Annotated in this window: 16 protein-coding genes; 7 read left to right on the top strand and 9 right to left on the bottom strand. The window is 58.8% G+C overall.

Annotation, left to right across the window (positions count from 1 at the left end; translation table 11 throughout):
- Window positions 1-2 precede the first annotated feature (2 nt).
- Together dapE and DR88_RS06380 are read left to right on the top strand one after the other, a co-directional pair.
- Window positions 3-1,130 carry a succinyl-diaminopimelate desuccinylase gene (gene dapE / locus DR88_RS06375; RefSeq protein WP_002913766.1) on the top strand — a complete coding sequence of 376 codons (1,128 nt, stop codon included), beginning with the start codon at window positions 3-5 and terminating at the stop codon, window positions 1,128-1,130.
- A gap of 26 nt (window positions 1,131-1,156) precedes the next feature.
- Complete coding sequence (locus tag DR88_RS06380) at window positions 1,157-1,360, top strand: YpfN family protein (RefSeq protein ID WP_002913768.1); 204 nt, start codon at window positions 1,157-1,159, stop codon at window positions 1,358-1,360.
- 48 nt (window positions 1,361-1,408) lie between these two features.
- Here the strand turns inward: DR88_RS06380 and ypfH are convergent, their stop codons facing one another.
- From ypfH to dapA, 6 genes are all read right to left on the bottom strand, one after another.
- Window positions 1,409-2,104, bottom strand: coding sequence for an esterase (gene ypfH / locus DR88_RS06385; protein WP_015958790.1), 696 nt, complete (start codon window positions 2,102-2,104; stop codon window positions 1,409-1,411).
- A 76-nt stretch (window positions 2,105-2,180) separates the two neighbouring features.
- A complete protein-coding gene (locus tag DR88_RS06390) occupies window positions 2,181-4,184 on the bottom strand; it encodes a tRNA(Met) cytidine acetyltransferase TmcA (RefSeq protein WP_004149277.1) in 2,004 nt (667 codons plus the stop codon).
- Between the two features lie 9 nt (window positions 4,185-4,193).
- On the bottom strand, window positions 4,194-5,069 hold the full coding sequence (ypfJ, locus tag DR88_RS06395) for a KPN_02809 family neutral zinc metallopeptidase (RefSeq protein ID WP_002913800.1): 876 nt from the start codon (window positions 5,067-5,069) through the stop codon (window positions 4,194-4,196).
- Window positions 5,070-5,188: 119 nt separating this feature from the next.
- On the bottom strand, window positions 5,189-5,902 hold the full coding sequence (purC, locus tag DR88_RS06400) for a phosphoribosylaminoimidazolesuccinocarboxamide synthase (RefSeq protein WP_002913801.1): 714 nt from the start codon (window positions 5,900-5,902) through the stop codon (window positions 5,189-5,191).
- Window positions 5,903-6,130: 228 nt separating this feature from the next.
- Window positions 6,131-7,165 (bottom strand): outer membrane protein assembly factor BamC, encoded by a 1,035-nt coding sequence (bamC, locus tag DR88_RS06405; protein WP_004149279.1) that lies wholly within the window; start codon window positions 7,163-7,165, stop codon window positions 6,131-6,133.
- Window positions 7,166-7,181: 16 nt separating this feature from the next.
- Window positions 7,182-8,060, bottom strand: a complete 879-nt coding sequence (dapA, locus tag DR88_RS06410) for a 4-hydroxy-tetrahydrodipicolinate synthase (RefSeq protein WP_002913803.1) — start codon at window positions 8,058-8,060, stop codon at window positions 7,182-7,184.
- A gap of 153 nt (window positions 8,061-8,213) precedes the next feature.
- On the opposite strand from dapA, the gene DR88_RS06415 reads away from it, so the two are divergent.
- Together DR88_RS06415 and bcp are read left to right on the top strand one after the other, a co-directional pair.
- Window positions 8,214-8,780, top strand: a complete 567-nt coding sequence (locus tag DR88_RS06415) for a glycine cleavage system transcriptional repressor (RefSeq protein WP_002913804.1) — start codon at window positions 8,214-8,216, stop codon at window positions 8,778-8,780.
- 3 nt (window positions 8,781-8,783) lie between these two features.
- Window positions 8,784-9,254 (top strand): thioredoxin-dependent thiol peroxidase, encoded by a 471-nt coding sequence (gene bcp, locus DR88_RS06420; RefSeq protein ID WP_002913805.1) that lies wholly within the window; start codon window positions 8,784-8,786, stop codon window positions 9,252-9,254.
- Window positions 9,255-9,315: 61 nt separating this feature from the next.
- Here bcp and DR88_RS06425 read toward each other — a convergent pair whose 3' ends face one another.
- Both DR88_RS06425 and DR88_RS31035 read right to left on the bottom strand, forming a co-directional pair.
- Window positions 9,316-10,377 (bottom strand): AI-2E family transporter, encoded by a 1,062-nt coding sequence (locus DR88_RS06425; RefSeq protein ID WP_002913806.1) that lies wholly within the window; start codon window positions 10,375-10,377, stop codon window positions 9,316-9,318.
- A 54-nt stretch (window positions 10,378-10,431) separates the two neighbouring features.
- On the bottom strand, window positions 10,432-10,548 hold the full coding sequence (locus DR88_RS31035; RefSeq protein ID WP_004221267.1) for a hypothetical protein: 117 nt from the start codon (window positions 10,546-10,548) through the stop codon (window positions 10,432-10,434).
- A gap of 51 nt (window positions 10,549-10,599) precedes the next feature.
- Here DR88_RS31035 and bepA point away from each other — a divergent pair, with 51 nt between their 5' ends.
- From bepA to DR88_RS06440, 3 genes are all read left to right on the top strand, one after another.
- Complete coding sequence (gene bepA / locus DR88_RS06430) at window positions 10,600-12,063, top strand: beta-barrel assembly-enhancing protease (RefSeq protein ID WP_004149282.1); 1,464 nt, start codon at window positions 10,600-10,602, stop codon at window positions 12,061-12,063.
- A gap of 9 nt (window positions 12,064-12,072) precedes the next feature.
- Window positions 12,073-12,432 (top strand): arsenate reductase (glutaredoxin), encoded by a 360-nt coding sequence (gene arsC, locus DR88_RS06435; protein WP_004174871.1) that lies wholly within the window; start codon window positions 12,073-12,075, stop codon window positions 12,430-12,432.
- Window positions 12,433-12,560: 128 nt separating this feature from the next.
- Window positions 12,561-13,472, top strand: coding sequence for an Rpn family recombination-promoting nuclease/putative transposase (locus tag DR88_RS06440; protein WP_025860608.1), 912 nt, complete (start codon window positions 12,561-12,563; stop codon window positions 13,470-13,472).
- Here DR88_RS06440 and DR88_RS06445 read toward each other — a convergent pair.
- On the bottom strand, window positions 13,469-14,170 hold the full coding sequence (locus DR88_RS06445) for a DnaA inactivator Hda (RefSeq protein WP_020947395.1): 702 nt from the start codon (window positions 14,168-14,170) through the stop codon (window positions 13,469-13,471). The genes DR88_RS06440 and DR88_RS06445 overlap by 4 nt on opposite strands.
- Window positions 14,171-14,263: the final 93 nt, after the last annotated feature.

The raw sequence follows: 14,263 nt of genomic DNA, 5'->3' as shown, positions 1-14,263 counted from the left end.
CTATGTCTTGCCCGGTCATTGAGCTGGCTCAGCAGCTTATTCGCCGCCCTTCCCTTAGCCCCGATGATGCGGGATGCCAGGCGTTAATGATTGAACGCCTGCGTGCGATCGGCTTTACCGTTGAACCGATGGATTTCGGCGATACGCAGAATTTCTGGGCCTGGCGCGGCCACGGCGAGACGCTGGCCTTCGCCGGCCACACCGACGTAGTCCCGGCAGGCGACGCCGACCGCTGGATCAATCCCCCGTTCGAACCGACCATCCGCGACGGGATGCTGTTTGGCCGCGGAGCGGCGGATATGAAAGGCTCGCTGGCGGCGATGGTGGTTGCCGCAGAGCGTTTTGTCGCGCAGTACCCGAACCACAGGGGCCGACTGGCGTTTTTGATCACCTCTGATGAAGAGGCCAGCGCCAAAAACGGCACCGTCAAAGTGGTGGAGACGCTGATGGCGCGTAACGAGCGTCTGGACTATTGTCTGGTCGGCGAACCTTCCAGTACCGAAGTGGTCGGCGATGTGGTGAAAAACGGCCGCCGCGGCTCGCTGACCTGCAACCTGACTATTCACGGCGTGCAGGGCCATGTCGCCTATCCGCACCTTGCCGATAACCCTGTCCACCGCGCGGCGCCGATGCTGGCGGAACTGGTCAATATCGAGTGGGATAAAGGCAATGAGTTCTTCCCGCCGACCAGCATGCAGATCGCCAACGTGCAGTCCGGCACCGGCAGCAATAACGTGATCCCCGGCGATATGTTCGTCCAGTTCAACTTCCGCTTCAGTACGGAGCTGACGGACGAGATGATCAAATCCCGGGTGATCGCCCTGCTGGAAAAATACCAGCTGCGTTACAGCGTGGAGTGGTGGCTCTCCGGCCAGCCGTTCCTCACCGGACGGGGCAAGCTGGTGGATGCGGTCGTCAACGCGATTGAGCACTATAATGAGATCAAACCGCAGCTGTTAACCAACGGCGGCACCTCAGACGGACGGTTTATCGCGCGCATGGGGGCGCAGGTGGTTGAGCTGGGCCCCGTAAACGCAACGATTCACAAAATTAATGAATGTGTGAACGCCGCCGACCTGCAGCTGCTGGCGCGGATGTATCAACGCGTCATGGAACAGCTGGTCGCCTGACGAATTGACGTAAAGAGGAAGCGCGCATGGAATGGCTTATTAAACACTGGTGGATTCTGGTGCTGGTCTTTTTGGTGGGGGTAATTATCAACGTGATTAAAGATCTGAATCGCGTTGACCACAAAAAATTCCTCAACAACAAACCCGATCTGCCGCCGCACCGTGATTTTAACGATAAATGGGACGACGACGACGACTGGCCGAAGCACGACCAGTCGAAGAAACCGTAAGTTTGCCTTTATCGCGGTACCGCCCGCCTGTAACCCCGCTCACCGGGGTTACAGCATTTCGATGATATCGTCCCCTTTTGGCGTACTGCCGCTCAGCGCCTCATCAAAATAGTGCTTCGGCACGGTATAACGCAGACGCTCGATCGCCAACTGCATGCTGCGATCGTCAATGGCATGCCCGAGATCGTCGACAATATCTAAGGTCACGTCGCCGCCCGCCTGCTGTAACGCCTCCTCGGCCGACACCGCCCACGCCAGGTCGATAACCCGATCTTCACCCCCGTGGATCAGGTGAATGGTAGTGGCCGTCGTTGCCGTCTCCGGCAGCGTCGCATAGCGGCCATTAAAGGCGATGACCCGCGAAGCCAGATCCGGCGCCGCTTTGATACTCTCCAGCGACATAATCGCCCCCTGAGAGAAACCGATCAGCGCGGTGGCCAGTGGACTGACGCCGCTCTTTTCCTGCCAGTAGCGTACAATTTCAATAAAGGTCGGCATAATGGCGTCGATGCGCTGCTGACGATTCTCTTCCGTCACCCCCTGCAGCGAAAACCACTGCCGACCGTTGGGGCCGCAAGGTTCCACCCCGCCAATGCTGACGATCAGCGCATCGGGAAACTGCGGCGCGAACCAGCTGCCGATTTGCCCCATGGAGACCGGGTTATCCCCTACGCCATGAAACAGCAGCAACAGCTGTTGCGCAGGCGCCGCAGGGCTTTGAACAATAAAATGATCGTGTTTCATGGCTGTCTCCTTAGTGTTTGCGGGCAGTGTACGCCGCTCGCCAGATATGACCATGCCATTTAACTGAATGAGTTAGTTAAAAAAATTGCAGATGCGCCACCTGCTGACGCAGCGCCTCAGCGCGCGCTGCATCAAGGAAGCGCAAGGCGTCAGCGGCCTCCCGACGCCATCTCGCCTGCAAGGCTTTTCGCCCCGTCAGCTGCAGCACGGCGCAGAGTGCGGCCTCCTCTTTGCCCTGCAGTCGTCCCCGCAGGGCCGGCAACGGCATGTCGGCCTGCATCAGTAGGCGGTTGAGGCAGCCCAGCGCCGCGGCCAGCGGGCGGTGGGCGAAGGCAAAGCTCGCCGCTTCCAGCCAGTCCTCATCACTAAGCATAGCGTCTGCGACGGCCGGCAGCGGCGCGGATTCCTCTCGCCACGGGCGAAGCCAGTATTCATCGCGCTGCAGCCGCTGCGCCTCCCGCTGCGCCAGCTGGCGCCCTGCCGCGGTCAACGGATAGAGGGCCATCGCCGTATAGCAGCCGCTGCTGGCCTCGCGATGGGTACCCAGCCGTACGAGGGTAAACCCGCAGCGTTGCCAGAAGCGCCACAGCTCAGCGGTATAGCCGAAGCTGACGGAGAGATAGTCATAGCCAGCGGCATCGGCGGCGATATCGGCGATCATCTTCCGCCCGAGGCCTTCCCGCTGGCGGGTGGGATGGACAGCGATCCGACTGACCCGCAGCCCGCGCAGCGTCGCCGCCAGGGGACTGCCGCCGTGCGCCGCCAGCGACTGGGCGACCAGATTCCCGCGCGGCCGGCGAAAACCCGCCCATACCGCCCGGCTCAGTTCGCGAGAAAGTCCCCCCTCGGCCACCAGCCACAGGGCGCCCGCTACCGCGCCGCCGGCGCGAGCGCAGCGGAAAGCCTGGCCCGGAGCATCCATCATGCGCCGCAGATCGAGCGGGGAAGTTCGGTAATGCGCCCCGGACAATAGCTGGTACATCGCCTCCGGTAGCGCTGGCTGCGTTTGCCAGCAGGACTGATTGACCGCCTCCAGGGCTAGCTCCCCCATCGGCGCGTCGCGAAATGCCTCATCGTTAAAGATAAGCAACTGACTGATGGCTGACTCCAGCGGACAGCCCGCCGCCCAGCGGATCGGGGCGTTCAGGGTGAACGATTGCAGATGGGGCAGACTGGCGCAAAATTTCAGCAGGAACCCGCGACCGGTGCCCTCGTACCCTTGCACCGTCGTGGTGAGTAGCGTGCGGGGAAAACGGCTCACCAGTTGCCGGAGAAGCGGAGCCGGGATAGCCGCGGCCTCATCGACTATCAGCCACGCCGCCTTTTCTTTCGACGCCAGCAGCGCATCGGGCGCCATAAAGCGCAACGTCTCCCCGGCAAAGCTGGCCAGCACCTCGACAGCGCTACGCGTTGGGGCGGTGACGATGGCCTCGCCCCCAAGCTGGCGCAGGAGCATGCCCGCCAGCGCGGACTTCCCCCGTCCACGCTCCGCCGTCACCGCCGCGATACCGGGCGGCAGGCGTATCAGTTGCTCAAGGATTGCCGCCTGCTCGGCCTGCGGGCGGCCATCGGCGGGATGCCAGTCGGGACGCGGGGCGGCCAGCGGGAAACGTGGCCGGTCCGACTGCCGCCAGAGCAACACCTCCGGATCGGCGATAAACTGCCGACAGCAGCGGTGAACAAAGTTAGGGGTAACGATAGGGTCAGGCGTATCGCTCCAGCGCAGAGAGTCCTCATCCGCCCGGGTCGGCCAGTCGGCGAAGGGGGGCGTCAGCAGCACCAGCCAGCTTCCCGCCCGCAGCGTGCCGCTCAGGGCCGCCATGGCGGCCACATCAAACCCGCGCCGGGCATCGAAAAAGGCGTGCATCACTTCCCGCCCCAGCAGCGTTTTCAGCGCGCCGGGCGCCACGCAGGGCGCAGAAACCGGCTCGGGGCCAACCCACAGGCCATCGCCGCCGAGCCTCTCCCGTAGCGCCTGCGCCTGCTGCAGCGTCCAGCTCTCATCGCCGCTGAGCACCAGCAGGCGACGGATCCCCTCCCGCGCCATTTGCGCGGTGAGGTTAAGCAGCGCGTCCATCATGGGGGACGATTACAGCGCGCTGCCGAAGGTATTGCACTGCGCCGGATCGCCGCTATCGAAACCGCGTTTGAACCAGGTGTAGCGCTGTTTCGAGGTGCCGTGGGTAAAACTGTCCGGCACCACGCGTCCCTGGCTCTGCTGCTGTAGACGATCGTCGCCGATGGCCTCGGCGGCGTTCAGCGCCTCCTGCAGATCGCCAGTTTCCAGAATATCCTGCTGCTGCATATTATGACCCCAGACGCCGGCGAAGCAGTCTGCCTGCAGCTCCATCTTAACCGACAGGCGGTTGGCTTCGGCCTGCGTGGCATGCTGCTGTTGCTGGCGGACCTTCGGCTCAATGCCCAGCAGTTTTTGTACGTGATGACCCACTTCATGAGCAATGACGTACCCCTGGGCAAAGTCGCCGTCGGCGCCCAGTTTATTTTTCATCTCATCGTAGAATGACAGGTCAATATAGACCGTACTGTCGGCAGGACAATAGAAGGGGCCCATCACCGACTGACCGGTGCCGCAGCCGGTACGGGTCGCGCCGCGGTAGAGCACCAGCTTTGGCTGCGGGTACTGGCGGCCCATTTTTTCAAAGATCGGCCCCCAGGTATCTTCGGTGGTAGCCAGAATGACGGAAGTAAACTTCGCCGCTTCATCGTCTTTCGGACTGATGGAGCGCTGCGTGGAGGTCTGCTGCTGCGGCATCGGTTCGCCGGTCAACATGCCGGTCAAATCCACGCCGTAGTAGCCCGCCACCAGCACAATAATCAGCAATACAATGCCGCCCTTCCCGCTCGGCAGACGGAAGCCGCCGCCCCCGCCGCCGCCAAACGGCGAGCCTGATTGTCCACGTCGATCTTCAACATTGTCGCTTTCGCGACGCCCTTGCCAGCGCATAAGCACCTCATTCCCTGTTATGTATCAATAGCAGAGATCGTAGGCGGTTCAGCGCAGGATTACCACAGGAAACAGCAAGAGACGCCAGAAGATGAGGCCATCTTCTGGCGGCGGGCGGGTTAGTCGAGCTTAACGCCCAGGCGGTGAGCCACTTCTTCGTAGGCTTCGATCAGGCCGCCAAGGCTCTGGCGGAAGCGGTCTTTGTCCATTTTATCGAGGGTGTTTTTATCCCACAGGCGGCTGCCGTCCGGCGAAAACTCGTCGCCCAGCACCACTTCGCCTTTGAACAGACCAAACTCCAGCTTAAAGTCCACCAGAATCAGACCGGCGTCATCGAACAGTTTTTTCAGCACGTCGTTGGCTTTGTAGGTCAGCTCGCGCATCCGCGCCAGATTCTCTTTACTCACCCAGCCGAAGGTTTCGCAGTAGGAGTCGTTGACCATCGGATCGTGCATAGCATCGTTTTTCAGGAACAGGTCGAACAGCGGCGGATTCAGCTCGATACCTTCTTCAATGCCTAAACGTTTTACCAGCGAGCCTGCCGCACGGTTACGCACCACGCACTCTACCGGCACCATATCCAGTTTTTTCACCAGACATTCGGTATCGGAAAGCAGCGCTTCCATCTGGGTAGGGATGCCCGCTTCTGCCAGTTTACTCATAATGAAATGGTTGAATTTGTTGTTCACCATGCCTTTACGATCGAACTGCTCGATGCGCGCGCCATCACCTGCTGACGTATCGTTACGGAATTCCAGTACCAGCAGGTCCGGATTATCGGTGCTGTATACTGTCTTCGCCTTACCACGATACAACTCAGCTTGCTTTTTCATCTTTCACTACTCCAGTGATATTGAGCCTAAAAATACGTTTCCACCTATACACAAAATCATTCAAAGTGCATCGAGGCGGCAACTGAGCGAATCCCCAGGAGCTTACAAAAGTAAGTGACTGGGGTGAACGAAGGCGGCCAACAAAGAGGCAATTTGAAGGATGATGTGTATACGCACACGTTTGCGTCACTATATATTAAAAGGGCCGGATTGCTCCAGCCCTTTTGATTACTTGTTAAATGCGGCCTGGAATACGGCTACCAGGGCGTCATTTTGCGACTGCGTCAGGGTGTGGCCTTTCGGGTCGATAAACTGCAGGCTACTGCGGTTATCGAGGTCGCCGACCTGCAGTTTGTAGTCGCCGGAGACCAGCTGCGGGTCACGTGCGCCCAGCTCCTGCCAGCTGCTGTCAGACAGCGGCTTATAGGTCAGCGCCATGCTGCCCTGAGAGCGCGTGCTGTCGGTCACTTTCATCCCCACTTTCTCGAGGGCGCCCGGCAGACGCTGCCACACCAGGTTAAACGGCGCGCGAACAACGAGCATCGGCAGGCCGGTATCGTCGGCGGCGCTCTGCACGTCGAAGGTGGCCCCCGCGCTGCGCTGTGCGGCGTTCTGGGCGCTGGTGGCATTCATGTCAAGGCCTTCCGAAATGACGTTCAGCATAGCGGTGCTGTAGCGCTGCAGAGACGCCGGATCGGCAACCGGTTTACCCGCCTGCTCCAGATTCACCAGCTTAACGACCACCGCTTGCTGATAACCCTGCGGTTTGACGGAGATTTGATAACGACCGCGATACTGCTGATCTTCATCAAGACGGTTCCACTCAACCCAGTCGGTGTTCAGCGTCTGGCTCGCATCATCGCGCTTGGCGATAACGTAGTTCTTCGCCTGAAGAATACTGGTGACCTGTGCCCACAGCGAACCGCTGCGGCCGTTCTCGACCATCAGCGTCGCGGTATCGCCGTTAAACTGGGTCCGCGCACCGCTCACCAGCGCCAGCGGCTGCGCCGGCGGACGAATGTCCAGCGCTTTACCGACCGCGCCGGTGCTGTTAGCCACCGGAATATTGTAATCACCCACCTGAATCGGCAGGATCATCCCCGCCGGCGCATGAAGTTCGCTCAACGGTGATGCCTGTAAATAGGCCTCATCACCGCTCACCTGACGCTTATAGCGCGAGTCAGAACTACAGGCCGCGAGGAGTAGAACCAGCGAAACACCCGCAACCTTCGCCAGGCGCGACTTCTGTACTGAGTAAGCCATCAAATCTCCCTAAACTTTACAGCAAACCGGCATGCTTCAGCGCGGCAGTGACGGCTTCACGACCATGATCGGTGATAGGCGTCATCGGCAAGCGCAGCGTATCGGTCGCCACAAGACCCAACGCCTTGCATCCCCATTTCACCGGGATAGGATTGGGTTCGACAAATAATTTTGTATGCAGTGGCATCAGACGCTGGTTAATCGCACGAGCTTCGGCAAATTGACCCGCCAGCGCCAGACGGCACATGTCGGCCATTTCGCGCGCCGCCACGTTGGCCGTAACAGAAATCACGCCTACGCCGCCGAGCTGCATGAAGTCCATACCGGTCGCATCGTCACCGCTCAGCAGAATAAAGTCGTCTGAAACCAGCTCTTTGATCTGGTGAACGCGACTTAAGTTCCCTGTTGCTTCCTTAATACCGACAATATTTTTAATTTCCGCCAGACGGCCAACGGTTTCCGGCAGCATATCGCAACCGGTACGGGACGGCACATTATACAGAATTTGCGGCAGGTCAGTATGTTCGGCGATAGCTTTAAAGTGCTGGAACAGGCCTTCCTGGGTCGGACGGTTATAATAAGGAGTGACCGTCAGGCAGCCAACAACACCGCTATCGTTAAAACGTTTGGTCAGGCTAATCGCCTCTGCGGTTGCATTGGCTCCCGTTCCAGCGATAACCGGAATACGCCCGTCGGCCAGCTCCAGCGTCATCATCACCACGTCGCCATGCTCTTCATGGCTCAGCGTTGCGGATTCACCGGTAGTCCCTACCGAAACGATCGCCGAGGTTCCGTTGGCGACATGGTAATCAATCAGTTTTTTCAGGCTTGTCCGGCAGACATTACCGTTTTCATCCATCGGCGTGACAAGCGCTACAATACTTCCCGTGAACATGGGCCATCCTCAGAGCAGAAGTGCGACAAGATTCTCAATGTTACGTTTGGAGCTGTAATAAAAGCAAGAGACCCGACGCCATCAGGGATGTTGTATGGCGGTTTTTTTTATGCTTTCCTAATGTTACCTCACCTTTTTAAAGGAAGAACAGGTTTGACAGCCTCATTACAACACTATCTGGTTATTACCGCCCTGGGGGCTGACCGTCCCGGCATCGTGAATACGATCACTCGCCACGTCAGCAGCTGCGGTTGTAATATCGAAGACAGCCGGCTGGCCATGCTCGGTGATGAGTTTACGTTTATCATGCTGCTTTCCGGGTCGTGGAATGCGATTAACCTGATCGAATCAACTCTGCCGCTGAAAGGCGCGGAGCTGGAGCTGTTGATCGTGATGAAACGCACCACTGCGCGCCCGCCGCAGGCCATGCCAAACACCGTTTGGGTCCAGGTTGAGGTGCCGGACTCACCGCATATCATCGAGCGCTTTACTGCCCTGTGCGATACATGGAATATGAATATTGCGGAGCTGGTGTCCCGCACGCAGCCGGGAGACGGCGATTCCGCGCAGCTTTTTATTCAGATAACTGCCCACAGTCCTGCGACGCAAAATGCAGCAAATATCGAACAAGCGTTCAAAGCCCTATGTACAGAACTGAACGCACAAGGCAGTATTAACATCGTTAATTATTCACAGCATGATGAACAGGATGGAGTTTAACCCATGACCCCACTGAAAGCCGGTGATATCGCACCGAAATTTAGCTTACCGGACCAGGACGGCGAGGAAGTAAATTTAACCGACTTCCAGGGACAACGTGTCCTGGTTTATTTTTACCCGAAAGCCATGACCCCGGGCTGCACCGTACAGGCGTGCGGCTTGCGCGATAATATGGACGACCTGAAAAAAGCCGGCGTTGAAGTGCTGGGCATCAGCACCGATAAACCGGAAAAACTCTCCCGTTTCGCCGAAAAAGAGCTGCTGAACTTTACGCTGCTGTCTGATGAAAACCATCAGGTTTGCGAGCAGTTTGGCGTCTGGGGCGAAAAATCCTTTATGGGGAAAACCTACGACGGGATCCACCGGATTAGTTTCCTCATCGATGCCGATGGCAAAATCGAACACGTCTTTGATGATTTCAAAACCAGCAATCACCACGACGTGGTGCTGAACTGGCTGAAAGAAAACGCCTGATGCAAAGCAAGACGCCGGGAGAGGAAGCCCTCGCCCGGCGTCTTTTTTTATTCTCATTGCCTTAGTCGTCGACCGCCAAACCATCCGGCCAGGCATGCACCACAGCTTTAATCAGCGTGGCCAGCGGAATGGCGAAGAAGACGCCCCAGAATCCCCACAGTCCGCCAAAGATCACCACCGACAGGATAATCACCAGCGGGTGTAAATTGACCGCTTCCGAGAACAGCACCGGAACCAGCAGGTTACCGTCCAGCCCCTGAATAATCAGATAGACCGCAAACAGGCTCCAGAACTCGGTGCCAGCGCCAAACTGAAACAGCGCCACCCCCACCACCGGAATGGTCACCACAAACGCGCCGATATAGGGGATCAGCACCGAGAAGCCCACCAGCACCGCCAGCAGCAACGAGTAGTTGAGGCCAAAGAGAATAAAGCCTATCCAGGTGGCGACGCTGACGACAATCATCTCCAGCACCTTGCCGCGAATGTAGTTGGTGATCTGCTGGTTCATCTCTTTCCACACCTGCCCGGCAAGCCCGCGATTGCGCGGCAGAACGCGGCGCACCGCGTTGAGCATCTGCTCTTTATCCTTCAGCAGGAAGAAGACCATCAGCGGCACCAGCACCAGATAGACCGCCAGGGTGAGTAACCCCACCAGCGAGGCCAGAGAGTACTTAACCACCGAGTCGCCCACCGTCAGCATCCGGGTGCGCATATTTTCCGCCATCGCATCGATAATGCCGGCATCCATTAACGCCGGATAGCGCCGCGGCAGCGTGGCGGCGAAATCAGAGAGCTTATTTAGCATGCCCGGCATATCGCGGATGAGGTAGATCCCTTGCTGCCAGGCTACCGGCAGCACCACAAAGGCCAGCAACAGCAGGATGCCCACAAAGAGGATCAGCACCAGCGAGGTGGCCCAGGTGCGCGACAGACCGATGCGCTCCAGACGAACGGTCGGCCACTCCAGCAGATAGGCCAGCACGATAGCCACCAGCAACGGGGCCAGCAGGCCGCTGAAAAAGAACATAATGCCGAAACCGGCAAGCAAAATAACCAGCAGCGCTATCGCCTCAGGGTCGCTGAATCGACGGCGGTACCACTGCATTAACATCTCAAGCATAAAACCTTCCCTGAAGGGCCAAGCGGCGACAATCCGGGGAATTGTATCGAAATGTCACAAAAAAGACTTCGCTTTTTGATGCGCCGCAGTCAAACCGTTCTCCGCCATGAAGAACATATTTTCAAGGCGGCCAACGCCAGCTAAACTCGCTGGGATGCGGCCAGGGAACATTACGCCGCACAATCGGTCAAACTGGCACACCCACATTACAGGACAGAGGTTATGTTCAGGCAGTTGAAGAAAACGCTGGTGGCGATCGCGATCGCGTCGCTGACGCTGGGTTCGATAGGTCCTGCTTTTGCTGACTCCGCAGATACCCTGCCGGACATGGGAACCTCCGCAGGAAGCACGCTGTCAATCGGTCAGGAAATGCAGATGGGGGATTACTACGTCCGCCAACTGCGCGGTAGCGCGCCGCTGATCAACGACCCTCTGCTGGTGCAATATATCAACGGGCTGGGTATGCGTCTGGTGGCTCACGCCAACTCGGTGCGTACCCCGTTCCACTTCTATTTGATTAATAACGACCAGATCAACGCCTTCGCCTTCTTCGGCGGCAATGTGGTCCTCCACTCCGCCCTGTTCCGCTACTCTGATAACGAGAGCGAACTGGCCTCTGTCATGGCGCACGAAATCTCCCACGTGACGCAGCGGCATCTCGCCCGCGCGATGGAAGATCAGAAACGCAATGCGCCGCTGACCTGGGTCGGTGCCCTGGGTTCGATTCTGCTGGCGATGGCCAGCCCGCAGGCCGGAATGGCGGCCCTGACCGGGACGCTGGCCGGCACCCAGCAGGGTATGATCAGCTTCACCCGCCAGAACGAAGAAGAGGCCGACCGGATTGGCATTCAGGTTCTGCAGCGCTCGGGTTTCGACCCGCAGGCTATGCCGATGTTTATGGGTAAACTGCTTGACGAGTCGCGCTACTCGACGCGACCGCCGGAAATGCTGCTCACCCACCCCCTACCGGAAAGCCGACTGGCCGATGCCCGTAACCGTGCCAACCAGATGCGCCCGGTGGTGGTACAGTCCTCGGCGGACTTCTATCTGGCGAAGGCGCGTACCCTCGGGATGTACACTAACGGCGACAACAAGCTGGGCACCGATCTGCTGAACGCCTGGGATAAAGGCAATATCCGCCAACAGCATGCCGCCCAGTATGGTCGCGCTCTGCTGGCGATGGAAAGCAACAACTTTGACCAGGCACGCAAAACGCTGCAGCCGCTGCTCAACGCCGACCCGCAAAATGCCTGGTATCTCGATCTGGCCACTGATATCGACCTCGGACAGAAGAAAACCAGCGACGCCATCAATCGCCTTAAAAACGCCCGCGAGCTGCGTACTAATCCGGTGCTGCAGCTGAACCTGGCCAACGCCCTGCTGCAGGGCGGGCAGCCCGGGGAAGCGGCGACCATTCTGAACCGGTATACCTTTACCTATAAAGAGGATGGCAACGGCTGGGACCTGCTGGCCCAGGCGGAAGGCGCGCTGGGCAATCGCGATCAGGAGCTGGCGGCGCGGGCTGAAAGCATGGCGCTGGTCGGCCAGCTGGAGCAGGCGATTTCCCTGCTCAGCAGCGCCAGCTCGCAGGTGAAACTCGGTAGCCTGCAGCAGGCACGTTACGATGCCCGTATCGATCAGCTACGCGATCTGCAGGCTCGCTTCCGTCCCTATCAAAAAATGTAAGGAGACCCCATGACCGACGCGGTAAAAATTTACCATAACCCACGCTGCTCCAAGAGCCGCGAAACGCTGAGCCTGCTGCAGAGTCGCGGCATCGATCCTGAGGTGGTGCTTTATCTTGAGACGCCACCGGATGCCGGGACACTGCGCCAGCTGCTGCAGCTGCTGGGTATGGAGAGCCCCCGCGAGCTCATGCGCCAGAAAGAGGAGCTGTATAAATCGCTCAATCTGGCCGACCCGGCTCTCAGCAACGCGGCGCTGATACAGGCGATGGTCGACAATCCGAAACTCATCGAGCGCCCTATCGTCGTCAGCCGCGGCCAGGCGCGTATTGGCCGCCCGCCGGAACAGGTTCTTGAGATCGTAAGCTAACTCACCCGCGCCGCGCTTGCGCGGCGCTTTTTTTTACGTGGGCGATTCCAGATCTTTCACGCCAATATCTCCCGCCCGCCGGACGGTGCTACTGTTCATCCATCGCTCAATCCACTGGACGGATGAACATGAAAAAGCCGACCTCCACGCCCCATGACGCCGTGTTTAAGACCTACCTCTCCCATCCCGATACCGCCCGTGATTTCCTGCAGCTGTATCTGCCCGAGACGCTGCTTAAAGTGTGCGATCTGCGTACGCTGCATCTCGAGTCCGGGCATTTTGTCGAAGACGATCTGCGTCCCTTTTACGCCGACATTTTGTATTCCCTGAAAACCACGGCGGGCGACGGTTATATTTATGCGCTTATCGAACACCAGAGCACGCCCGACCGGCATATGGCCTTTCGTCTGATGCGCTACGCCATCGCCGCCATGCAGCGCCATCTCGATGCCGGCCACGATCGCCTGCCGCTGGTGATCCCTGTTCTCTTCTACCACGGTCTGGTGAGCCCCTATCCGTTCTCTCTGCGCTGGCTCGATGAATTCGTCGCTCCGGAGCTGGCCGGTCACCTTTATCACGGGGCGTTTCCGCTGGCGGACATAACCGTCATTCCGGATGACGAGATTGCCACCCACCAGCGCATGGCAACGCTGGAGTTACTGCAAACACATATTCGACAACGCGATCTGGCGCAGCTCCTCGACAAGCTGAGCGAATTATTATTGACTGGACTGGCGACGGAATCGCAGGTACAAGCCCTGATGCACTATCTGGTGCAGGCAGGCAACACGCGCGAGCCGATTAAATTCATTCGCGAGCTGGCGTTACGTACGCCGCAGCATAAGGAGACGTTGATGACGATTGCGGAATATCTGGAACAACAGGGGCTGGAGCGGGGCCTGGCGCAAGGCCGTCAGGAAGGACGGAAAGAAGAGGCGCAGCGCATCGCTGTCGCTATGCTGCACAGCGGCCTTCCGCGCGACCTGGTCGCCCGGTTGACCGGGCTGACGGAGCAGGAGCTGACTCCCCTGGCGGACTAAAGCTTAAGGATCTCTTTCACGAAGGGGATCGTCAGCTTGCGCTGAGCGGTAATCGAGGCATGATCCAGCTGATCGAGGGTCATAAACAGCGAACGCATCTCGCGATCCAGCCGCTTCAGCAGGAAGCGGCACACATCTTCAGGCATCTCGAAGCCGCGCAGTCTGGCGCGCAGCTGTAGCGCCTGCAGTTTGTCTTCATCCGACAGCGGCTGCAGCTTATAGATCTGCCCCCAGTCCAGCCGTGAGGCCAGATCCGGCAGGCCAAGATTCAGCTGCCGCGGCGGCCGATCGCCGGTGATCAGCAGCCGGGTTTTGCCTGATTCCAGGATCCGGTTATAGAGATTAAAGATGGCCATCTCCCAGGGCTCATCGCCGGCGACGCACTCGATGTTATCGATGCACACCAGCGCCAGCTGTTCCATCCCCTCCAGCACCTCGGGCACAAACCACGTCCGTTTATCCAGCGGCACGTAGCCTACCGCATCCCCGCGCTGGGAAAGCTCCGCGCAGGCGGCGTGTAACAGGTGGCTACGACCTGCCCCTTCACGTGACCAGATATAAATGTACCCGCTGTGTTCCTGGCGCAGTACGTTCTGGAGGGCGGCAAGTAGGGAAGGATTATCACCCGGCCAGAAACTCGCGAAGGTTTCGTCGTCAGGAAGATACAGTGGCAAAGAGAGCTGTGCCGGTGCGTTCAGATGGACCTCAACATAGGCTTACAGAAAAACGCGAAGAGTTTACCACAGATTTAGGTCAGGAGAGAACCGGGCGGGATCGCCGCCCGGTCAGGC

The sequence above is a fragment of the Klebsiella pneumoniae genome (assembly GCF_000742135.1).
GTDB classification, from domain to species: Bacteria; Pseudomonadota; Gammaproteobacteria; order Enterobacterales; family Enterobacteriaceae; genus Klebsiella; species Klebsiella pneumoniae.
The sequence above is the reverse complement of the archived record's forward strand: the minus strand, read 5'-3'. Positions and strand labels throughout refer to the sequence as shown.